Raw genomic sequence first — 19,220 nt, 5'->3', positions numbered from 1 at the left:
CTAGGATTGTGGGAGCTCTGCCGTCAATGCGCCTTCGAGTAGCGACCTGAACAGCGCCTCCCAATCGGCCGTGCTATCCACGGCGCGATAGGCAAGCGCTTCGAGCCGTACATCGAAGCCGGTTGCATGCTCGGCGATCTCGCAAGTGAGGTTCCAGTGCGCTTGGCCGCCGGCGATAAGCGGGGTCTCGAGTTGCAGGCACGGCTGGCCGGCGATACGGCCGGTAAAGCCCTCGCGCTTGAAATAGCCGAAGAAAGCCGGCGCGAACAGCGCCTGCCTCGTCAATTCCGGCCAGCGGGTGGCCAGCATGTCGGCCTCGAAAAGGTAATGCCGGCACGCGGCACGCACTGCCGCGCTGACTTCGCACAGACTGGCGGCACTCAGCATTGCCGCGGGCAACCCAAGCCGTACGGGCAGGACGGTCATCAGCGGCGCGATCACCGCCTGCTGTGCCAGCTGATCGCGGCCATGGAAGATCATCGAGACGAGCTGATCGGGTTGCCGTTCCAGCTGGGCTTTGAGACCGAGAAATACCGCCATAAAGAACTCGGGCAGGCTGATTCTGAGCTGCGCAGCCAGTGCCTCGATCTGCGACTTTTGCGCGGCGCCGACGGCAAATTGCCAACTGCGGGTTTGAACCGCAGCGGTGTCCGGTTGCGGCGCCGGGAGCCAGCCCCGCAACCGGTGATGCCAGTACTCGGCGTGATCATTGCGCAGGGCAGCAAACTCGGCGCCGTGGAATGCTTCGGAATAGACAGCGAGGCTGGTGTTGAGCGGGGCGTCGTCGCTGCCGGCTGCCAGTTCGTCCATGAGGCGCGCCAAACCCACCCCATCAATAACAGCGTGGGAGAAATCCAGCAGCAGCACGGGTTTCGGCCCGTCCGTCACCCAGCGGCCACGCACGTTCATGCCGTCTTCAAGCGAAAACGGCCGCATAAAGTCGCGCAGATCGTCTTCGAGCGAACCCAGTGTCTGCCGCTTCTCCAGCCGGAACATGACACGGGGCGACGGCTGCAGGTACAGGTCGTCGTTTTCGAGCACGAAGCGTGCGCTCAGAGCCTCATGGCGAGCACATACCGTCTGCAACAGGTTGCGCAGGACCTTCAGGTCTGGTTCGGCATCGAAGGCCAGCGCGATGAAGCTGTTGTTGCTCAGGTCGGATGGGTTGAGCCGAACTGCCTTATAGATAGCCTTCTGTGCCGGTAGCGCACGAATCCGGCCGCCAGCCGGCAGGGGTGCGGGCGAATCGGCGGACGCCAAGCCCTGTGCGAGCTCAGCATCGATGAGCGCCGCCTGCGATGCGAGGTCGAGATGAGCAACGATCGCGCTCAGCGGCAAGCTGAGACCGAATTGCTCTCGGATGCGCGCCATCAGCGTCACCGCCAGCAGGGAATGGCCGCCGGCTTCGTAGAAGTGGGTCTGGGGGCCAATTGCGGCCTGATTGAGCAGGACCGACCAAATACGGGCCAGACGGGTTTGCGTGCCATCGGCCAGCGGCTGGCCGGCGGGGATAGGCATGCTGACATCGGCCGGCGACGGCAGAGCCTTGCGATCGAGCTTGCCGTTGGCGGTCAGTGGGAGGGCATCGAGCCATACCAAGCTCGCCGACGCCATGAAATCCGGCAGCCGTCGCCGCAGGTGCGCACGCAGGGACTGAGCGCACGCTTCGTCGCTAACGGTGGCGGTCCCGACGAGATAGGCCACCAGCCGGGCATCTCCAGGGACGTCCTGGCGCACCATCACCACACACTCCTTCACGGCCGGGTGGGACGACAGCGCCGCCTCGATCTCGCCCAGCTCGATCCGGAAGCCGCGCAGCTTCACCTGGAAGTCATTACGGCCTACATACTCAATTTCGCCAGCGGGAAGATAGCGGGCAATATCTCCGGTGCGGTACATCCTGCTGCCTTGCGCGTGAAAAGAATCCTCGATAAATTTCTCCGCTGTCAGGCCGGGCTGGCCTAAATAGCCGCGCGCCACGCCGACGCCGGCGATATGCAGCTCGCCCGCGACGCCAACCGGGCAGGGTTGGCCGTAGGTATCGAGTATGTGGATACGCATATTGTCGATCGGCCGCCCGATCGGAATAACTCCGCGAGCGGTTTCTTCGCGACAATCCCAGGCGGTGACGTCGATCGCCGCCTCTGTCGGCCCGTACAGATTGTGCAATTCGACCGTGGGAAAGCGCTCGCGGAAGCGGCGTACGCTGGCAGCCGGCAACGCCTCGCCACTGCAGAACACCCGGCGCAAACAGTCAACGGCTTGCGGCGCGGCGTGGTCGAGAAAGGCGGACAGCATCGACGGCACGAAGTGCATCGTCGTGATGCCGCACGTCTGGATCAGCCCGCTCAGGTAGAGCGGGTCCTTATGGCCTTCAGGCTTGGCCACCACGAGTCGGGCGCCATACATCAGCGGCCAGAAGAACTCCCAGACCGACACATCAAAGCTGAACGGCGTCTTCTGCAGCACGGCGTCGTCTGCCGTCAGCCGATAGGCTTTCTGCATCCACACCAAGCGGTTGACAACGCCGCGATGCTCGTTCATTACCCCTTTCGGGCGGCCGGTCGAGCCTGAGGTATAGATCACATAGGCAAGGCTGGAAGCGGTCACGCCGGTTTCCGACACTGGCAGATCGTCCTCGTCGACATCCGACCAGTGCGACCGGCTGGCTTCAAGATCGACCACGGTGGCGCCGGTTTTGGCAGCATAGCCGGCCAGCAGAGCGGCAACAGTCGCTGGGATCGCCGCATGCGACAAGACGGCGGTCGGCGCCGAGTCTTGCAGCATGTAGCACAGCCGCTCGTCGGGATAATGCGGGTCCAGCGGCACATAGGCGCCTCCGGCCTTCAATACCGCCAGCAGGGCCACGACCATCTCCAGGCTGCGTTCGGCGCAGACGCCGACGACGGCATCCGGCTTGACGCCGAAGCTGGTCACCAGATGGCGAGCCAGCCGGTTGGCCTGGCGGTTGAGTTCGGCGTAAGTCAAGCAATTGCCGCCGAATTCGACGGCGACAGCATTCGGCGTACGCCTTACCTGGGCTTCAATCAGTTCATGGAGACAAGCCTGGTCGGGAAAGGCGGCATCCGTCCGGTTCCACTGGTGCAGGATGCGCTCCCTTTCAGCCATCGGCATCGCCATGAGACGACCGGCGCGGCTGTTCGGCGCGGTGTCGAGGGCGCGTACGATGGCCTCCAGCGCCGTCTCGACATAATCGCAAATCCGTTCGGGATCCTGGCCCTGCTCGACCTGCGCATTGAAAGCGAAGCCGTCGCCGAGGTCGTCGACATTGACGGCAACCGGATAAGTGGTACGTTCGATGATGCCGGAGTAGCCGATTCCAGCCACGGCCGACGGCTTGTCGGCCTTGAACGGCTCGGCCGAAGGCATGGGGTTGATGTTACTGTGGCGGTAGTTGAGCAGCGTAGTGAACAGCGGCGTCGTGCCAGGCAGCTGCGCCGATTTCTGCGCCAAGGCCAGCGGTGCCTGCTCGTGCTTGAGCAGCTGCATCAGGGCGTCTTGGGTATGCCACAAGCATTCGAGCACCGATTGCTGCTCCATGCGCAGGCGGATCGGCAAGGTATTGATGAACAGACCGAACGCTTCCTGGGCGGCTTCGCCCAGTTGCATGCGGCCCCCCAGCACGGTACCGAACACCACGTCGTCGCGCCCGCCGAGGCAAGCGACGACCTTGGCCCAAGCCAGATGGAAAATGGCGGCGACGCTGACACCATGTCCTCGCGCCTGCTGTCGTATCCGGCTGCCGAGATCCACCGCCAGCGAACGCCATGCATCGACCACGACGGTGTTCCCGGTCAGCGGCCGTGCCATGCCCAGCGGGGCCGGGACCGGCTCATAATCCACCAGCATGGCATCGAAGAATGCCTTGTGCCCCGCCAAGTCCTGGCCGCGTTCGAGGCTGGCCAGAATCTGCAACGGCGACACGGGCAAGAGCGGCGCCGGTTCGCGCCCAAGCAGCCTGTCCTCGATCTCGCGCTGCATGCGCTCGAGGGAAACGTGATCCACAGTCAGATGATGCAACTGGTGTAGCAATACCCATTGGCCGGTCGCACTGTCCTGGCAATACGTGCAACGCTGCAGAGGCGCCACCGCAAGGTCGAAGCCTTGCCGATCGGGACGGCAGCGCCGCTTGAGCTCGGCCAGCGGCTCATGGCCGGTCAATGCTTCGACCGCCAGTTCGGCTTCGCGCCAGAGCACCTGCAGCGCTTGTGTCAGCCCCTGGTGCACAATACCGACACGCAACGCGTCGTGACGGGCAATCGTGGCCCGCAGCGCATCGAGATAGGCATGCAGCACATCTTCCCGCTCGAAGCGGATGACTTGCCATAGCACATAGGGATCGCCTTCTGGATGGGCAAGCATATGGTAGAGCATGCCCTGTTGAATCGCCCCCCCCAGCGGTCCGACCTCCTTGATATTGGCTAGCCCTCCCGGTACTGCCGCCGCCAAGACCGCACGCTGCGCCGAGTCGAGTGCCGCCAAGGATGTCTCGGGATCGCCGCTTTGCATGGAGGGCGCCCCGGCCACCTGCGGCAGCCGTTCAAGCTGAGGCAATTGCAAGGCCAGTTGGGACAAGATCGGATATTGATACAAGGTATGCACATCGACCTCGATCCCGCGCCGCCGCAAGGCCAGCATGACATTGACGATCTGCAGCGAATGTCCGCCCAAATTGAAGAAGTGAGCGTTTCGGCCGATGCCGGTCATGCCGAGCTGCTCGGCCCAAACGTCGACCAGCATCTGTTCCTGCGGCGTTTGTGACAGTGCAAAGTCCTGTCCCTGCCAGAGTTGGCAGTCAACCGCGGGAAACGCCAGGCGATCGATCTTGCCGTTGGCCGTTAAGGGGAAGTGATCGACGAGAACGACGGCGGCCGGCCACATGTAATCAGGAGCCTTTTCCTGCATGTAGCGCCGGATGCTGTCCAGCACGCTACCTTCCGTCTGGCGATGCAACACCTGCTCGAACGCGATGACAAAGGCAACCAGGCGCTTGTTCTCGGCGCCCTCGCCCTGTGCCACCACGACCGCATCGCGTACAGCCGGGTGTTGCTTCAGCAGTGCTTCGACCTCTCCCGGCTCCACCCGGTATCCCCTGATCTTGACTTGAAAGTCGATCCGCCCGATGTACTCCAACGCACTACCTGGCCCCAGACGCACGCGGTCGCCGGTGCGATACACGCGGCCATCGGGGACCAGTGGGTGCTCGATGAACTTCTGCACGGTGAGTTCCGGACGGTTCCAGTAACCTCGCGCTACACCGGCGCCAGCGATGCACAGCTCGCCCTCGCTACCCTCGGCCACCGGGCGAAGCTGCTCGTCGAGCACGAGCAGCTTCGTCTCGGCTATCGGATCGCCAAGGAATACAGGCTGATCCGCGCGCACTTGCGCAACCGTCGACCAGATGGTCGTCTCGGTAGGGCCGTACATGTTCCAGGCCTGGGTGTCGGTCTCGACGAAGTGTTGCTTCAACGATGTCGGCATGGCCTCGCCGCCGCACAATGCACGCAAACGTTCGGCATTGCGCCAGCCAACCAGGAACAGCATGGTCCATAATGCCGGCGTCGCCTGCATGACCGTCGGCCTGACTTGTTCGATACAGCGCATCAGCTGTTCGGCATCACGTACGGTCGCTCGGGCGACCAGGTGGCAGCGTGCGCCCTGCGCTAACGGCAGCCACAACTCCAGGCCAGCGATGTCGAAGCTGATCGTCGTCACCGCCAGCAGCACGTCATTCGAATCGAAGCCGGGCCGGCGCGCTATGGAATGGAGGAAGTTCGCCAGGGCTCGATGCGGAACCATCACGCCCTTGGGCCGTCCCGTGCTGCCAGAGGTGTAGATCACGTAAGCGAGGTCTTCCCCGCCGATCGCCACCGGTTCCACTGGTTCGTGCAACGCCGCTATCGGGCCGTCGATCAGCATCACCGAGGCGGCCTGTTCCGGGTCACTCGGCATACCCAGAAGCGACTGCGCCTGTTTGCGCAACGCTGTCTGCGTTAGAAGAACGCGCGCGCCACTGTCCTGCACCACGTATGCGAGCCTGTCCGCAGGATGCGAGGGATCCAGCGGCACATAGGCCGCGCCCGCCTTCAGCACGCCGAGCAAGCCCACCACCATATCGAGCGAGCGCTCGGCCAGCACGACCACGAGGTCATTTTTCTTCACACCCAGCGTACGCAGCTGCGATGCCAGCCGGGTGCTGCGCGCATTGAGCTCGCCGTAGGTAAGCACTTGATCGCCGAAAGAAACGGCGACACGGCCAGGGGCCTTTTCGGCCTGGAGCTCGATCTGCTCATGCACCCAGCGCCCCGCCACCGGCACCGCGTCCCGCGTCGTCCGGTCAGGGCACGTATGGGCCAAACGGTTCTCCAGCAAAGAGTCAATACGCATGGCTTTCCACTTTTCCTATTTTTGATTCAATCAGTTGTCCGTTTTTCATGGTGATCAGGGCATCGGCCTCGGCGAAATACTCGTCGTCATGGGTCACCACGAAAATGATGCGGCCCTGGGCTCGCAGCAGGGGAAGCCATTCGCGATAGAAGACTGCCTTGGCGCGCGGGTCCTGATCAGCAGCCCACTCGTCGAGTACCACCAGCGGGCTTGGATCAGCCAGCAGCATGGCGAGAGACAGGCGCTTGCGCTGGCCGGTAGAGAGGCTGATGTTGTCGAAGGTGCCGTCGGCATTGAGCGCGGTCTTGTCGGCCAGTCCCAGTGCGGCGATGTTGTGATTGATCGCCGCCCGCAACTGCAGCAAGGCCGGGTCGTACACCCGCCGCAATAGCCAGTTGTCACTGAAGATGGTCCTGGTCAGTTCCTGCAGCTGGCACGACGACACCACGGCGCCATCGATCTTCAGCGTTCCCTGTTCAGGGGCATACAGGCCAGCAAGGATCATGGCCAGTGTGCTCTTGCCTGAACCGTTGCCGCCGGTCAGAAAGTACGCCTTGCCGCATTCCGCTTTCAGGGAAACCGGGCCGATGCCAAAGCACTCCCCCTCGTTACCCGCGCTCGGGTAGCGAAAACGCACAGCCGACAGTTCCAGCGTCCTTATCTTGGCTGGCATCGGCCCCAGCGGGGAGGTCGCTGCGGGATGGATCGACTGGCTGAACTCGGCCATGCTGCGGCGCAAGCTTTGCAGCCGGACAAGTTCCGGCACTGCCGCCATCACCGCATTCAGCGGACCGATCAGGTAGAGCAGGATGATCAGGTACTCCTTGGCGATGACGCTGTCAAAGCCCGCGATCATAAAGGGGAACAGCAGAGCCACGGCGACCAACAGCGTGGTTAGCAGCGACTCGCCGACAAAGAAAGCGCCAAGGAAGCCGCGGTCATACCGGATCCGGAACTGCTTGAAGCGCTCGGACACCGCTAGCGCATGCTGGTAGAAGGCACGTCTTACCACTTCGCGCCGCAGCCCTTTGTAGCCCTTCTGCAGGTCTTCGACGGTATCCATGAACTCGCTACGGCTCTGCAGCGCCTGGGGCATGATGCGGTCGGCCCGTTCGGAAACGTAGTAATAAAGGGCGATCATGGGCAGCGTGCAGGCCAGCAGCAGCGCCGTTGCCGCCATCGACTTGAACGCCATCAGATAGGCGAACAGGAAGATGATGGTCAACAGGTTGGTGAAGAACGGCACAAAGGCCAGCACGCTCTTGGCCAGTTCCTGCGAGTCCTCGCCAATCACGGCCTGGATCTTGCCTGGCGACAGCCGCTCCAAGCTACGGTAATCGGCTGCCAGCAGACGGCGGATAATCTCCATCCGCCAACCTTGGACGAAGGCATGGCCAAAATGCATGATCTGTTGCTCGGCAGCCTTGCGCGAAACGATATAGAAGTAGATGCAGCACAGCAGCAGCCCGGCGTTAGGCAGGAGGCCGGCAGAGCGGCCGTCGATGGCCTGAAGGATGCACAGGATCAGCGCGGAATTGAGAAGCCCGGACAGCACCGTCAACCCGACGACCTTAGCGACCATGAGAGACGAAAAAGTTTTTCTGCCGAAACTGTCGCTGTGGCGCGCTGCCAAGAAGAAAAACAAACTGATGGCATTGGCGAGAAAAAACAACCCGGCGGCCGCCATTGGCAGGCTCGGAGGTCCCCATACCAGCAGGTTGGGCCAATTGAGCCCCAATGCGAGCGTCGGCGCAGTTACCAGCATCAGGATCAGCGCTAGATTGCGGATTAGCAACCGGCCGGTAAAGGCAAGCCAGCTTTCTTTCTCGGCCGATTGCACCAGGCTTTCCTGGATGATCGTCGCTTCCAACCGGCTGGCGAGTTCGCCACCGTCTTTGCTGCCGGTCGGCGCCGACCACCTGCCGCGCAGTAGCCATAGCGGCAACAGCAGCAAGCCGCCCAGCCAGTACAGCGCGGCCAGCCCACTGGCAACGAGATCCCCGCTGTCAGCCACCTGCCGGTGTGGCAGTGGCCGGGGGGTGGTATTGCGCAGATGCTCGAATACAGCCCGGCCAAGATCCACGACCTGCGGGCTGTTGCTATTACCGAGCAGCGAAACGCCTACCCCGCTCTGGGGATCGAACGCCACATAGGCCGAACCGTTCGGATTCTGGCCTGGATGACTCCAGCTTGTGGTCTTGCCTGTTTCCACGTCCCAGCCATAGGCATATCCGACAGCACTGGGCCGTTTGGCCACCTCCCTCGCGGCATACAGCGCCGCCAGCCGCTCATCGCTTCCGGCCGCCGGCGTCGGCCGGAGCAGGAACTGCAACCATCGGGCCATGTCTTCCGGCGTGCTGATCACATACCCGGCCGGTGTGTTTTGACGGTAGCGCGGAGCCGCATAGGACCGGGCGCTGGCAAAACCGATCTTGTAGCCAGGGACGCGTTCCAGCGCTTCGGGTGCCGGATCGCCGTCGACAAAGGTGTGCCGCATGCCCAGCGGCTGAAAGATCCTTTCCCGCAGCAAGACAGCGAACGGCTTGCCGGTTGCCCGCTCCGCCACCAGGCCCAACAGGCTGTAGTTCAAGGTCGCGTACTCTTCCCGGCTGCCGACCGCATGCGCGAGCGGCACATCCTTGAGTAACAAGGGCAAGCGTGCCAGCGCATCGCCCCCGCTGTCGGGGCGTAGGAGATCGAGCGTGTCCGCAGACAAGCCGCTGGTATGGGACAGCAAGTTGCTAAGGCGTACCGCCGCATAGCCGGTCTTGGGATTTTCCGCCAGCTCCGGCACCCAGCGGGTGATCGCGTCATCCCGGCTCAGGCGGCCTTCGCGTTCCAGCATCGCGATCAGCAGGCCGGTGACGGCTTTTGAACACGAAGCCAGCTCAAACGCACCGGGCTCTGCCTTGCCCAAGCGCAGGGTATGTACCTCGTTGCCGACCACCACACTCAAGCCGCCGGTGGGTACTTGCGATGAGTCCCAGCGCTGGCGTAGCTCGCCAATCATCTGGTTCAGATTGGGCCGGGGGTTGGCCGCCGGGGCGGCGTAAACGCTCAGGTTGAGGCACAGGCTGATGACAACTGCGACAAAGCGCGACAATCCGACCTTATTCATTGATTTCGCTTTCCTAGCTTGCACTGGTACCCCGCAGCTTGCGACGGGTCTGCAATGCGCGCCGTTTATCATCGAGCATGGGTTGGACGCCCGGGGCTGCCGTGCCGGCTGCCGGCTGCGGCGCCAACTCCCGGCTCAACTCGCGCAGGGAAGCGGCCTTGAACAGCAATGCCACCGGAATATCGCGGCCCATGCGGTGCTCCAGCCGCTTGGCGAACTGAATGAGATCGAGCGAGGTCGCTCCCAAAGCGAAGAAACTGGCATCAATATCCAAACCCTCGACACCGAGAAAACCCTCGAGCATCGCCCGCATTGCCTGCAGCAAGGTCTCAGCGTCGGCGTCCTGCAGCGAATCGGCAGCCGGAGTTGCGCCGGTTTCCGCGCCAGCCAGCCGGGCGCCGGCACTGAACAGCATTTGTTGGGTACTGGCCTGCTTCTCGAGCACCACCCCGATCGGCAGCTTGGAAACAGCGACAAAGGGTGCTGGCGATTGCCTTGCGAGCGCCGCCATCGCCATTGCGATCCGCGCCCCCTCGGCATCGGACAGGCCCTCTGCGCGCAACTTGGCGGCAAAGCCGCGTGCCTCGCCACGTTCTTCCATGGCGATCACGATCTTGCCGACATGCCGCCCCTGCGCCATGAAGCGGAATGCCTCGCCAATCTCGCTGGCCGGGTAAGTCCGGGTCGGCAGGGGCCTGAGCGCCTCCTGCGCCAGCAGGTCGACCACTTCCGCCCAAGCCTGGCGGTAGGCCGGATGGTCGGCCCCCGCTTGCACGGCGTGGAAACTGCCGCCTTCGGCAAAGATCGACAGCCCCAGCTTCCAGTTCTGCAAAATGTCGCGCAGGCCCAGCTCCAGAAACCGGCCTTGCGGCGCCAGCAGCGACACGCTCTCCTCCAGCAGTTCGCCGGCCAGTGCGTTGAGAACCACGTCGAAAGGCCGATCGCCGAGCTCGCGGCGGAATGCCTCGCCGAACTCACGGCTCCGGGAATTGGCGGCTCCCTTGGCTCCCATACCGAGCAGCAACTGGCGCTTTTCCTCGGTGCCGGCCGTCACCCACACCTCGGCGCCCAGGTGAAGCGCGATCTGCAGCGCCGCCATCCCTACGCCACCCGCAGCGGAATGGATCAGGATGCGCTCGCCCCGCTTGAGATTGGCGGCGTGGCGCAGGGCGATCCAGGCGGTAGTGAAGGCCACCGGCACCCCGGCTGCCTGCCGGAATCCCAGGGTCGGCGGCATGTTTGCCACCACGCGCTGCGGCATGATCACATGTTCGGCAAGGCAGCTATGGCCGGCGCACATCACCCGGTCGCCGATCTTAATCTCCGTCACTTCGCTGCCAACACGGGTTACGACGCCAGCCGCTTCCTGGCCGAAGGTCATGCTCGGGTCGGCCGGCGCCGGCAGGACGCCCAACGCAATGAGCACATCCTTGAAATTGAGCCCGGCAGCCTTGACTTCGATTTCGACTTCTTGCGGACCTGGGACCTTGCGCGGCTCCATCCGGGTGACAAAGGCAAAGTTGGCCCGCTGCGTGGCCTCATCGGCAAGGCGCATCACGCTGTGACGTCTGACTTCGCCGTCCTGCAGTGCCGCCGACGCATCGACCAGCAGCAGGTCATCGATTGCCACCAACAACTCACCTGCTTCCGAACAGATTCGAACCTGCAGCAACTTACTGCCGCCAAGGTCGGTGATGTGCACGTGGCTGCGGACGTGGTCGGTCATCGGCGCGAAGCCAGTGAACGCGCCGATCGACACGGGAGCGAGCTGGATGTCTTCCTCCAGCGGTGAGCCGATCAGGCTGGCGGTGTCGAGCAGAGCGACATGCAGTCCGTTGGCCGTTGCCTCGCCGTGGTAGGCGTCAGGCAACTGCAATTGGCTGACGATCGTATCCGGCGCCAACCGGTCGACGGCGACCACGTTGCGCCAGCGGGGGCCGAAGGTCAACGCTGCCTTGGGGCTAACGCCGATGCCGTCGACCGCACGGAACAGGCTGCTGCCTGCGGCCGACACACCCGGCGATGCAGGTGCCTGATCGGCCGGACGGATCTTGCCGGTGGCATGCCGGCGCCAGCTCTCGCGGGAGAATTCGCCTGTGCCTGAAAACAGTTCAAACGCGTTGAAGTCGGCGGCAAACGCCACTACCGCGTCGGGCTCGGCCCCGTCAACGGCGACCAGCGGCTGCTCGATCGCGATATTCTTCAGTGAGAAGGCGCCGGCATCCCCGCGGGACGCCCGCAGCGCCTTGTGTACCAGCGCCACCATGCCCATTGCCGGCATCACGGTGGTCGAGTCATCCATCCGGTGTTCGTCCAGCCACCAATCCCCCTTTGCATCGAGACTGCTGCGCCAGATAACGCCATCAGAGGACAGCGCACCCGGCTGGCCGAGCGCCTGGTCCAGCTGCTGCGCCGAGCGTGTGGCCATGCCGGATTCGGCCCAGTCATCCCAGGCAATGGCCAGTGCCCGCCTTCCCTGGCTGCGAACCAGCGCGGCATAGGCTTCGAGGCAGGCGTTTGCGGCAACATAGGCGACCTGGCCAACCTTCTCCTTGGGCAGCAGGTTGCCAAGGCTGGAGAACAGTAGCAAAGTCGGATTTCCGAGCTTGTCCAGATTGCGGCACAGGAAGCGCGTGCCGGCGACCTTGGGAGCCAGTGTGCGGATTGACTCGGCTTCGCTGCGCATTTGCATCATGGCGCCCTCGCCCCGGCCAGCGGTGTGGAACACATAATCGATCCGGCCGCCGCACTGCGCCAACTGGAAAACGGGCCCAAACGCCTTTGACAGCGCTGCTTCGTCGCCAAGATCAGCCACCAGCACGTTGACCCGGCTACCTTCACCCTCCAGCGCGATCACATGCCGCAGGAAAGCGGCGTCAGGACCATTGCCGGCGATGTGCGCCGGCCAGTCCGCTCGTGGCGGCAGTGGCTTGCGTACCTGCAGCAGCAGATTACAACGGTAGACGTGTGCAAGATGGCGCGCAATAGCCGTCCCCATGCCGCCGTTGGCGCCGGTCACCAAGACCGAGCTGTTGCGGTCAATCTGCGGCAACGTGCGCTCGAGCGGCTGCTTTTGTACTTGCGCGCTCACACGCTGGCGCCAGTAAGCCCCTTGCCGGAAAGCGCAGAACTGGCCGCCACGCCAGCCATGTTCGAGCCAGGGTTGCAACGCGCCGGCGATGTCGGCGACTGTGGCGCTGTCCAGATCGACGCATAGTGTGGCAATGTCGGTGTATTCCTCGGGCGCGATCAGTAAGGGCCCCTGCAGCAGGCTCTTCTCGGCATTCAAGGGCTCGTTGCCCTGTATTGCCGCCATTTGCGTGGCGGGGAACAGCAGGCGCAATCTAGGCGCCGGCTGCTGGGCTGAACTCCAGCGCGCCAAAGTGACCGGCAACCAGAACGCCCAGAACTGAGCCTGGCGCGCATCGAGCTCATCGAGCAGACTGGTAACGATGACATCCATCGCGGCGGACGCCTGCAACCCCTGCTGCGAGAGCCAGTCCTGCAATTCGGCGTCGATACGATCGAAGTCGCCCTCCCAGTTCGCGCACGCGATGAAGCGGCAATCCGCTTCGCGCCCGAGCGCGGCGGCCAGTGCGCGTTCCCGGTCGCTTATCTCTCGACAGAGTATCCAAGTCGCCGGTGCGGCTTCCAGCCGCATGTCTTCGTCAACCGGCGCATCGACTTGCTCCCACTCCTTGCTGTACATATGAGATCCGAAGAACAGTGACGCCACCGTCTGGCCGGCGCCGCTCTGGCCGTTGTTCAAGGGCAGACAGGCGCGACGGTTGAAGGCATGCCCTGGCAAATGGGTTCGAGGCAGGTCGGGGCTCACCCCTGCAGTTGCTTGCAGCAACGGCCATTCCAGCTTGCCGCCGTGCTCCCAGACGGTGGCCAGGCATTGCAGGATCGCGTCCACTTCCTGCCCGACGCCGCCATTGCCCAAGGTCGGGACCAGCCGGTTGGCCTCCAACCCCAGCCACTTGCGTGCATGCTGCAGCAGGTCGGCGCCGGCCCCGGCCTGCAGGTAAAGCGCGCTCGGATGGTCGGCTTCGGCTTGCTGCAGGGCCGGCCCGAGCAAGACCGGGGACAGCATCTGCCCGACCCAGTAATCCGGATCGCTCATTTCATCGGACGAGAGCTTGCGGCCCAGGGCGGTTGAGTAGATCGCGCACTGCGCGGCGCGCAGTTCATAGCCGCGCAACAGCTCGCCAAACGCACGCGCGGCGGGCTCGATCAGCGGGGTATGGAACGCGTGGGAGACGGCAACACGTTTAAAGGCAAATCCTTCCCGGTTCAGCCAAGCTTCGACCTCGGCCGCGTGTTCTTGCGCCGATGCCAGCGTCCAGGTACCGGGGCTGAGTTCCGAAACGCGCCACAACATCGGTGGAAAGTTGCCATCGAAACCCTTCTTGCGGCTGGCTGCGAAGACCGCGCCTCTGGGCATGGCTTCCATCAGCCGGGCGCGCGCCACCACCAGCTCCATGCCAGTTTCGGGACTGAAGACCCCGGCGACCGCGGCCGCCGCGAACTCGCCAAGGCTGAAGCCGCATACGCCCGCCGGCTGCCCGACCAGGCGAGATAGCCAGATGCCAAGCGCCGTGTTCAAGGCATACAGGATCGGCTGCAGATGGAGGGTGGACAGCTGCTCGGGACGCCGTACGCAGTCGGTCAGATAGCCCGGCGCCAACGCCAGCAGTTGTTCGGCCTGTGCCAGCAGGCGTTGATACAGCTCGCCGAATTCCGGATAGCTGGCAGCCAGTTGCAAACCCATCTCTGGCGATTGCGAACCCTGGCCGGGAAATAGCCAGACCTGGCTGTCGCGAACTGGCCGGGCGCCGTCCAGCAGCGCCCACGCATCGAGTTGCCGCTTCCAGTTGGCGCTGGAGGCCGCGACAAAGGCGGCGCGGCAGCGGTATTCATCGCGGTTCTGCGCCAGCTGAGCGGCAGCGGTGGCCAAATCGGCCATGCCGGACGGATCGACATCCAGGTGCGCCGACCAGGTTTCCACCAGACTGGCAAGTGCCGCCGGGGTGGCCGCGGAAAGCGGCAGGACCTGCGGCGCCGTCTGGCTGGCAGAGGACGCGGCCGGCTCATGGTCCGGCGCCTGCTCCAGCAGGACATGGACATTCGTGCCGCCGATGCCGAAGGAACTGACGGCGGCACGCCGAACCGGCTGCCGTGAAGGCCACTCTTCGGCCTGGGTCGGCACCCAAAACGGCGTCTTGTCCAGAGCAAGATGCGGGTTGGGTCGGGAAAAATGAAGTGAAGGTGGAATCTTGCCAAAACGCACGCTCAGCGTGGCCTTGATCAGTCCGGCGATGCCGGCAGCGGCGTCGAGGTGCCCCATGTTCGACTTGACGCTGCCAATGGCACAGCGGAAGCCGTCCAATTCCTCGGGCGACAGCAACTCGGTGGCGACCTTGTTCAGCGCCTCGATTTCGATGGGATCGCCAAGTACGGTGGCGGTGCCGTGGGCTTCGATCAGGCCCAGCGACGAAAACGGCACCCCGGCCAACTGGTACACCCGCGAAATCACCTCGGCTTGCCCTAACACGCTCGGGGCCTCGAAGCTCACCTTGCGGTCCGCGTCGTTGTTCATGCCCGACTCGACGATCACGGCATGGATAGGGTCGCCGTCAGCCAGTGCGTCGTCGAGCAGCTTGAGCAATACTACTCCGGCCCCGTTACCGTTCACAGTGCCATGCCCTTGATCGGAGAAGGTCTTGCAATGGCCGTCTGGCGACAGAATCATACCGTCCTGGTACAGATAGCCGCCCGCCACCGGGTCGGTGATGCAGGCGCCTCCGGCCAGCGCCATCCGGCACTCGCCTGCCAGCAGGGACTTGCACGCCAGATGCACGGCTGCCAGCGACGTCGAGCAGGCCGTCTGCACATGGATGGCCGGCCCGTTCAGCTTCATGCGGTAGGCGATCTGAGTGGCGAACACGGCCGGGTCATTGTAGTTGCCGACATCGAACATCTCGGCAATATCGCTGCTCGCGCCCGTAAATTGCTGCAGCCGCTCCAGGTTAAGCGTGGAGCCAAGAAACACGCCAGCGTTCAGCATTTCCTGGCCGGGTTTCATGCCCGCATCGAGCAAGGCGTTGTAGCAAACTTCATGCAGCACTCTTAGTTGCGGGTCCATCTTCTGGGCCTCGCGCTGTGAGTAGCCAAAAAATCCGTAATCGAAGCGATCGGCATCTTCGAGCGCCGCCTTGGCCGGCACATAGTTGGGCCGGTCCACCATGTCGGCCGGCACACCAGCGGCCAGCAGGGCATCCCGCGAGAAAAACGACACTAACTCGCGCCCTTGCAGCAGGTTGCGCCAGAAAATGCGCCAGTCCGGGCTTTGAGGAAAACGGCACGCGATGCCGATGATGGCAATTTCACTGCCGGTATATTCACGATTCATGATACTGAGCTCTTTGTGCTTTCTGCCGCCTGTTCGCCAGCCGGTCCTTGCCGGTTCTAGCTGAGGACAGATGTTGTTCTTGGGAAATTTTTATGTGCGGCGCCGTACCGGCGCTGGCGCCTATGCCGTCAGCGTGCCGGACCCAGTTGGCGAAGGCGGCGATGGTCGAATGCTCGAATAGCACGGCCACGCCGATCTCCCGGCCAAATGCCTGCTGCAGCTGCGACTGCAGCGCGATGATCTTGATCGAGTTGCCGCCTGCATCGAAGAAGTTGACATTGGTCGCCACCATCGCGCCGTCCAGCACTTCGCTCCAGATGGCATGTATCTTGGCTTGAACCGCGTCTGCCGCCACCGGCTGGCTTGCCGGCGATTGGGTCGCTTGTGCGGCCAGCTCCAGCAGCCGCTTGCGGTCTATCTTGCCGGTGACAGTGCGGGGAAAGCCGTCGACGACCACGATTCGTGCCGGCATCCATGCCTCGGGCAAATGCCGGCGAATGTGTTCTCGCAGCCTTGGCATCAACTGGTCGGACGCGGCCGAGCTATCGACGAACAGTTGCCACTGGCGCTTGCCAGCGCCAGTCACGGTCGGCAGCAGGCAGCTGGTGTTGACCTCGGCCAGCAACTCCATCACCCGCTCCAATTCCCTCGGCTCGATGCGGACACCGTTGACCTTGGCCTGGTCGTCCAGCCGCCCCAAGTACCGGAAGCCCAGGTCGGACGAGAAGATCACGGCATCGCCCGTGCGGTAGAAGAGATCGCCGTTACGCTCTACGAAACAGCGGGCCGACTCGGCCGCATTGGTGGCGTAGCCGTGCGCCACCGGCAGGCCGCCGACCCGCAGTTCACCGCGAACGCCGGCAGGCAGGGGCTGACCGAACACGTCGGCGCAGTAAGCCACTGAATTCTGGACCGGCCAACCGATGGCGATCTCGTGTTCGACCGACTGAACGGCACACAGGCAGTCCACCGTGGTTTCGCTGGGGCCATAGTGGTTGCGGACTGCATAGCCCTGCTGCAGGAGTTCGTCGCGCAATCGCAGCGGCAGCTCCTCGCCGCCGAAAATCCACATGCGCATGGCGGGCAGGAATGGGGCGCCCCGGATCAGCTCTGCAATGGCGCCGGGAATGAAGTTGACCATGGACACCGCCTCGCACTGCATCAGTTCGATGAACGACTGCCGTTCCTGCAAGACATGCGACGGCGGATAGATCAAGGTAGCGCCGGCGGCCAAGCTGCCGAACAGGTCTTCCACGCTGGGGTCGAAATTGAGGTCGGTCAGCCCTAGCACCCGGTCGGCCGGAGTCAGGCCGGTTTCGTTGACGAACCAGTCAAGCAGGTTTGCCACCGACGCGTTGCGGATCGAGATGCCCTTTGGCGTACCCGTGGTGCCCGAGGTAAAGATGAAATAGAACTCGTCCGCCGGACGGCGACTACGCCACAAGACCGGCTCTGCCGTCGCCGGGGCCGGCGCAGTGCCGACCGCGGCATCGAGCAGCAGGTAGCGGTTTGCGTCCGCGCCAAGTTCATCGCGCAGCGATGCGCCGTCGAGCACGATACCGCACCTTGCCAACGCCAGCAGCGTCTGCTTGCGTTGCGGCGGATCCTTCGGGTTGAGATAGACATAGCTGCCACCGTTAAACAGGATGGCCAGGATTGCCTGGGTCGACAGCAAGCCCTTCTCCAGATGCACGGCCACCCGGTCGCCGGCCACGAAGCCGGCTTGCCGCAACCTGGCCTGGATTGCGCAAATGCCGATGGCGAGTTCGCCGTTGACGATGCGTCGTTCGCCGTCGATGAGGAAAACCGCTTCCGGCGAGTCGATCAAGCGCCGATGCATGCCGGCCAACACGGCGTTGATGTCGGGCACTTGCAAGTTTGTCCTCCCTACGACCGGCGCTGCCGGATCCGCACAGGCTAGTTTCAGGCTGATGTCGCCGATCGTCGCCGCGACCGGCATTGCCAAAAGGTCTGCCGCCAATCCTTCGAAGGCATGAAATGCCGCCTGGATGGCCTCTGGCCGGCCCTGATACTGCTCGCCGGCCCCCAGCTCGACGCGCCAGCTGTCGATACCGGACACCGTCAGCGTCAAGCCGAAGTGGGTGCTCTCCTCGCTGTGCAGCGACAACAGGTGGGCTCCGCCGGCGGCGTCTTGCAAGCCGGAGTCGATCGGGTAGTTGTCGAATACGACGAGCGAATCGTACAGCTCGCCACGTTGACCGGCCGCTTCACGCACGGTTAGCGGTGGGGTTTTTTCATGGTGCTGGGTCTGCTGCAGGGTCTGGAACACGGCGCGCAACGCGGCCTGCACGCTCCAACTGCCGTCCAGCTCGACGATCATTGGTACTGTATTGGTGAACAGGCCGAGCGGCTGCCGGTCGGCATCGTGCGCCAGCGCCGCCTCGCGCCCGGAAAAGGCGCAGCCGAAAGTCACACTCTGCTGGAAGGTGAGTTTGGCCAGTGTCAGCGCCCAGCACAAGTAGAAGAAGCTGGCCGGCGTCACCCCGGCCTGGTGGCACAGGGCCTCGACCCCCCGCTTGCGTTCCACATTCCAGCAACTGCCGGCCCTGGCCGGCTGCGGTCGCTGGTTTGCATCGATGTCGGCGGCGCGGCGGAACAGGGGTTCAACCAGCAACAGGGTGCCCGCTGCCGCTCCGGTATCGGACATGCGCTGGAAAGTCGCTTCCCAGTGGTCGCGGCTTTTCTGCAGCGATTGCGGGTCCAAGCCTTGCCATAACTGCTGCGGGTACTGCCGTGCTTCGAGTCCGGCAATCTGTTGTCCACGCAATCCCTGTACCCAATGCGAGATCAGTAGCGAGCTGCTCCAGCCATCCATCAGGATGTGATGGAATGAAAAAGCAATATCGAGCAAGCCGGCATCGGCATCATGAAAGCAGACGATGCGGAAAACTTCACGATCGAGCGCAAATGGCGCAGCTTTCGATTGCGCCAGCCAGTCCAGGCAGCGCGGCCCGACCGACGCCATGTCGGCATCCAAAGTCGTGGCGACATAGTCGAGCGCGATACGCGGCACGGCATGGATCAGTTGGTGGGGCGTGCGCAGCCGCCGCCAAGCAAAAACCGAGCGCAAGGCCGGCTGCGCCATCTGGATGCGATGCCAAGTATCGTGGATCCGGTCCAGAGACGCCTGCGCCCGCATGCGAAACGCCACGCCGATGTGATACGCGCTATTGCCATCCTTCAGGGCGTGAAACAGCAGCCCGCTCGCCTGGGGTGTTGCCTGCAGCAGTTCTTCGATGTAATTCCGTTGTGCCATGC

Annotated in this window: 4 protein-coding genes; all 4 read right to left on the bottom strand. The window is 63.6% G+C overall.

Going from position 1 to position 19,220, the window contains the following annotated elements; genetic code table 11:
• From CR152_RS18960 to CR152_RS18945, 4 genes are read right to left on the bottom strand one after another with little or no spacing between them, the layout of a single operon-like run.
• Positions 1–6,408: a non-ribosomal peptide synthetase gene (locus CR152_RS18960; protein WP_099877106.1), complete on the bottom strand. Its 6,408-nt coding sequence runs from the start codon at positions 6,406–6,408 to the stop codon at positions 1–3.
• Entirely contained in the window at positions 6,398–9,526 is a 3,129-nt protein-coding gene (locus CR152_RS18955) for a serine hydrolase (protein ID WP_099877103.1), read from the bottom strand. Before CR152_RS18955 ends, CR152_RS18960 begins: the two co-directional genes overlap by 11 nt.
• A gap of 13 nt (positions 9,527–9,539) precedes the next feature.
• Entirely contained in the window at positions 9,540–15,941 is a 6,402-nt protein-coding gene (locus CR152_RS18950) for a type I polyketide synthase (RefSeq protein ID WP_099877100.1), read from the bottom strand.
• Complete coding sequence (locus CR152_RS18945) at positions 15,931–19,218, bottom strand: AMP-binding protein (RefSeq protein ID WP_099877097.1); 3,288 nt, start codon at positions 19,216–19,218, stop codon at positions 15,931–15,933. The genes CR152_RS18950 and CR152_RS18945 overlap by 11 nt, the downstream gene beginning before the upstream one ends.
• Between the last annotated feature and the right edge of the window lie 2 nt (positions 19,219–19,220).

It is taken from the genome of Massilia violaceinigra, assembly GCF_002752675.1.
GTDB classification, from domain to species: Bacteria; Pseudomonadota; Gammaproteobacteria; order Burkholderiales; family Burkholderiaceae_D; genus Telluria_A; species Telluria_A violaceinigra.
This window is presented reverse-complemented; position numbering and strand designations above follow the sequence as displayed.

Excerpts from the sequence above, each read along its gene's own strand:
- CR152_RS18960 (WP_099877106.1), bottom strand. The coding sequence starts at position 6,408 with ATGCGTATTGACTCTTTGCTGGAGAACCGTTTGGCCCATACGTGCCCT.
- CR152_RS18955 (WP_099877103.1), bottom strand. The coding sequence starts at position 9,526 with ATGAATAAGGTCGGATTGTCGCGCTTTGTCGCAGTTGTCATCAGCCTG.
- CR152_RS18950 (WP_099877100.1), bottom strand. The coding sequence starts at position 15,941 with ATGAATCGTGAATATACCGGCAGTGAAATTGCCATCATCGGCATCGCG.
- CR152_RS18945 (WP_099877097.1), bottom strand. The coding sequence starts at position 19,218 with ATGGCACAACGGAATTACATCGAAGAACTGCTGCAGGCAACACCCCAG.